The 3734-nt window shown below is 61.9% G+C and carries 4 protein-coding genes and 1 pseudogene; 3 read left to right on the top strand and 2 right to left on the bottom strand.

The window, feature by feature from the left end; genetic code table 11:
• Positions 1-358 (top strand): annotated as a pseudogene (locus Q7U29_RS05250) (alpha/beta hydrolase); the annotation flags it as partial.
• Here the strand turns inward: Q7U29_RS05250 and Q7U29_RS05245 are convergent.
• Both Q7U29_RS05245 and Q7U29_RS05240 read right to left on the bottom strand, forming a co-directional pair.
• A complete protein-coding gene (locus Q7U29_RS05245; RefSeq protein ID WP_304739226.1) occupies positions 355-858 on the bottom strand; it encodes an SRPBCC family protein in 504 nt (167 codons plus the stop codon). The pseudogene Q7U29_RS05250 and the gene Q7U29_RS05245 sit on opposite strands and share 4 nt — an antisense overlap.
• A complete protein-coding gene (locus Q7U29_RS05240; RefSeq protein ID WP_304739228.1) occupies positions 833-1198 on the bottom strand; it encodes a helix-turn-helix transcriptional regulator in 366 nt (121 codons plus the stop codon). The genes Q7U29_RS05245 and Q7U29_RS05240 overlap by 26 nt, the downstream gene beginning before the upstream one ends.
• Before the next feature lie 159 nt (positions 1199-1357).
• On the opposite strand from Q7U29_RS05240, the gene Q7U29_RS05235 reads away from it, so the two are divergent.
• Both Q7U29_RS05235 and Q7U29_RS05230 read left to right on the top strand, forming a co-directional pair.
• Positions 1358-1975, top strand: a complete 618-nt coding sequence (locus Q7U29_RS05235) for a hypothetical protein (protein WP_304739224.1) — start codon at positions 1358-1360, stop codon at positions 1973-1975.
• Between the two features lie 139 nt (positions 1976-2114).
• Positions 2115-3326, top strand: coding sequence for an NADP-dependent isocitrate dehydrogenase (locus Q7U29_RS05230; protein ID WP_304739222.1), 1212 nt, complete (start codon positions 2115-2117; stop codon positions 3324-3326).
• The last annotated feature ends 408 nt before the right edge of the window (positions 3327-3734 follow it).

The raw sequence follows: 3734 nt of genomic DNA, 5'->3' as shown, positions 1-3734 counted from the left end.
ATTTTTCGTGGTCGCGCTGCATGTGCTGCACCGCAATTTCTCGACCATGGGCTCACCGCGCGGCGCGCTCTATCTCACCAATATTCTGGCGCTGACGCTGGGCTTCATCGTGCTGCTGGTGCTGCAATACGGCACGCTGTGGCTATCGGGAAAACTGTTCAACCCGCTGCCCGATCCCGGTTTCGTGCCGCTCTCCACCATCGTCGCCATCCAGTTCGTGCCGCTGCTCGGGATATGCGCCGTGGGCGCGACCTTCACCTGGCGGCGCTCCGGCTCCAGCCTGCCGGGCGCGCTGATCTGCGGGCTGTTCGTCACCTGGTACGTGGTGGCGGGCACCGCGACGCAGGCGGCGTTCTAGGCAACTTTACTGCGTTCGACGTGCTGCGCCAGCTTCTCCAGGGTCTGATAACCGAATTCGACCGCGCCGAATCCGATCCCCGCGTCGCGCTGGGCCTTGGTCGGATGCAACTGCCGCAAGGTGATGACGGTCTTGCCGTCGCTCTGCACATCGAACGTGATGGTGGTGCGGAACATGCCGGGATCGTTGTCCTTGTCGGCGCCATGATGGAACTCGATCAAATGCGGCTTCTCGATACGCCGGAATTGCATCCGGTTGGTAAATCGCTTGCCGTCGGGGGCGATCATGTCGAACCGCCATTCGCCGTTGACGCGGATATCGATTGACTTCGTCTCGATCCTGAAGCCGGCAGGACCAAACCATTGAGGGAGATGGCGCGGGTCGACCCAGGCCGAGAAAACCAGCTCGCGTGGCGCGTCGATCACGCGCGAAAGGACGATCTCTCGATCGAGCGCCCAAACGGACAGGGGCGTTTCATTTTGGCTTGCGTTTGCGGGCATTGGACTTCTCCTCTTTCTTCAGTTTCTCGACGTACATTTCCAGTCGATCCAATCGTTGCTCCCAGATCTCCCTCTGGGCCGCCAACCAGCCCTCGACGGTCGCGAGAGCTTCCGTCTGCAATGAGCACATCCGGACGCGACCGCTCTTCTCGGACGCAACGAGGCCGCTGCTCTCCAGAATGCGGATGTGTTTCATCAGGCTCGGCAGCGCCATTTCGAACGGCTTGGCCAGTTCTCCGACGGATGCCTCGCCGTCACACAGTCGCATGACGATCGCACGACGGGTCGGGTCGGACAGGGCCCCGAAAACGTGGTCGAGCTGCATTGATTGGTTAGCCATAAAGCTAACTATAGTGAAGACACCAACGTGTGTCAATTAAAGTTAGCCATACGGCTAACTAATAAGGACGGCGTCGAACCGAATTTGTGAGTTCACGGTTAGCATGAGGCGAGGCAGTTCCGCCGCGAACCGCGTCTGCTCTCGATGCGACCAACCGGCATGTCCCCGCTGCAGCAGCGCTATCCCCATACACCCACGCCTTCGCGTGCCTCCCTGACCGGCCGTCACCTCGCGGGACAGCTGGCGCCGACCGATACCGCCAGGGCGCTGCACGCCGCGCGCGGCTGCCCCGATGCGTGGTATCGGGTCCAGGCGCTCGCCTCGGTGGCGGAACACGCGGAGCAACACCTGGTCCTGTCGATTCTGGAAGAAGCCGCGCGCGAGGCACAATCATGCCATGACGCCTATGGCACGGTGGCGGTGATGGCCTGGCCGCTTGGCGTGGCCTTCCGGCAGGGGCACCTCAACTTCGCCGGGCGCGAATTGAAAAAGTGTCTTGCGCTGGCATCCCGGGTCGAACCCCGCGCCTCGCAGGCCTATGCGCTGGAAATTCTCTGGACCGCCTGTTTCGCGGCCGACCCCGGTCATGCCGAGCCGGTGTGGAACAGAATTCTGGAGCTCTGCCATCCCGACCACAGCTGGCGCGCCGCCCGGCTCTATCTGCACATCGCGGAAGTCAGGCACAAGCGGGATCCCGGTGGCGCCGCCGCGGTGATCCGCGCCATGCGGCCGGGCAAGACGCGAAGCTGGCTGGAACGGCGTTTTGGGCTCGTCTGAAAGTTTCGCTGTGGCCTGAAAACCAGCCGGATCTGCCCCGCCATTCGCCTTCCAGCCCGCGTTTTCGGGTGCTATAGCCACGGCACCATCACCCCATCCGTCCCGAAACGCGCTGTTTTTCGAAAAGGCCCGATCTGCCATGGCAAAAATCAAGGTGACCAACCCCGTCGTCGAACTCGATGGCGACGAGATGACCCGGATCATCTGGCAATACATCAAGGACAAGCTGATCAACCCGTTCCTCGATATCGACCTGATGTATTTCGATCTCGGGATGGAATACCGCGACAAGACCGACGACCAGGTCACCATCGACGCCGCCGAAGCCATCAAGAAGGTCGGCGTCGGCGTCAAGTGCGCCACCATCACCCCTGACGAAGCCCGGGTGAAGGAGTTCGGCCTCAAGCAGATGTGGAAGTCGCCGAACGGCACCATCCGCAACATCCTCGGCGGCGTCGTGTTCCGCGAGCCCATCATCTGCAAGAACGTGCCGCGGCTGGTGCCGGGCTGGACCAAACCGATCATCATCGGCCGTCACGCCTTCGGCGATCAGTACCGCGCCACCGACTTCATGTTCCCCGGCAAGGGCACGCTGACGATGAAATTCGTCGGCGAGGACGGCAAGGTGATCGAGCGCGAAGTGTACAAGGCGCCCTCCGCCGGCATCGCGCTGGCGATGTACAACCTCGACGATTCGATCGCCGATTTCGCCCGCGCCTCGCTCAACCAGGGCCTCGCCAAGGGCTATTCGGTGTACCTGTCGACCAAGAACACCATCCTCAAGGTCTATGACGGCCGCTTCAAGGACATCTTCCAGGACATCTACGACAAGGAGTTCAAGTCGCAGTTCGAAGCCAAGAAGATCACCTACGAGCATCGCCTGATCGACGACATGGTCGCCGCCGCGATGAAGTGGTCGGGTGGTTATGTCTGGGCCTGCAAGAACTACGACGGCGACGTGCAGTCCGACACCGTCGCGCAGGGCTACGGCTCGCTCGGCCTGATGACCTCGGTGCTGATGACGCCCGACGGCAACACCGTCGAAGCCGAAGCCGCCCACGGCACGGTGACGCGGCATTACCGCGAGCATCAGAAGGGCAAGGAGACCTCGACCAATTCGATCGCCTCGATCTTCGCCTGGACCCGCGGCCTGTCGCATCGCGCCAAGCTCGACAACAACGAGGCATTGGCGAAGTTCGCGCTGACGCTGGAGAAGGTCTGCGTCGACACCGTCGAGGCCGGCTTCATGACCAAGGACCTGGCCCTGCTGGTCGGCGCCGACCAGCGCTGGCTCTCCACCACGGGCTTCCTCGACAAGGTCGCCGAAAACCTGACCAAGGAAATGGCCTGACGATTGCGCCTGCGGTCTCAACCAGACCGCAGGCACTCTCAGTGCTCCGCGAAGTATTTGCCATAAGCAAGGCTGTCGTCGCCCGGCTTGACCGGGCGATCCAGTACGCCGCAGCTTCTCGATTCCATCTCTGACGTCTCTGGAATACTGGGTCGCCCGGTCAAGCCGTGCGATGACAGTTGTGGTTGTGCGAGCCTCCAACAACGCCATTGCGAGCGCGGCTGTCGCGGCAACCCCCGGAGAAAAATGGTATCAGGGTAAGGTCATGACCGGTTTTGGCTCGAATGAAAAGCGTAACGAATCCAAGGCGTTCCTTTCTGTGCATGGGGTCGTTTTCGCCATTTTTTTTGCAGGGGGGCTACGGCCGGGCGCAGGTTAGTCCGAGCCCTTGTCCGGCTGCGTCGCCAG

The sequence above is a fragment of the Bradyrhizobium sp. genome (genome assembly GCF_030654605.1).
Classification (GTDB): domain Bacteria; phylum Pseudomonadota; class Alphaproteobacteria; order Rhizobiales; family Xanthobacteraceae; genus Bradyrhizobium.
This window is presented reverse-complemented; position numbering and strand designations above follow the sequence as displayed.

Bases quoted from the DNA above. Each gene is read 5' to 3' on its own strand.
- Q7U29_RS05245 (WP_304739226.1), bottom strand. From the start codon at position 858: ATGCCCGCAAACGCAAGCCAAAATGAAACGCCCCTGTCCGTTTGGGCG.
- Q7U29_RS05240 (WP_304739228.1), bottom strand. From the start codon at position 1,198: ATGGCTAACCAATCAATGCAGCTCGACCACGTTTTCGGGGCCCTGTCC.
- Q7U29_RS05235 (WP_304739224.1), top strand. From the start codon at position 1,358: ATGTCCCCGCTGCAGCAGCGCTATCCCCATACACCCACGCCTTCGCGT.
- Q7U29_RS05230 (WP_304739222.1), top strand. From the start codon at position 2,115: ATGGCAAAAATCAAGGTGACCAACCCCGTCGTCGAACTCGATGGCGAC.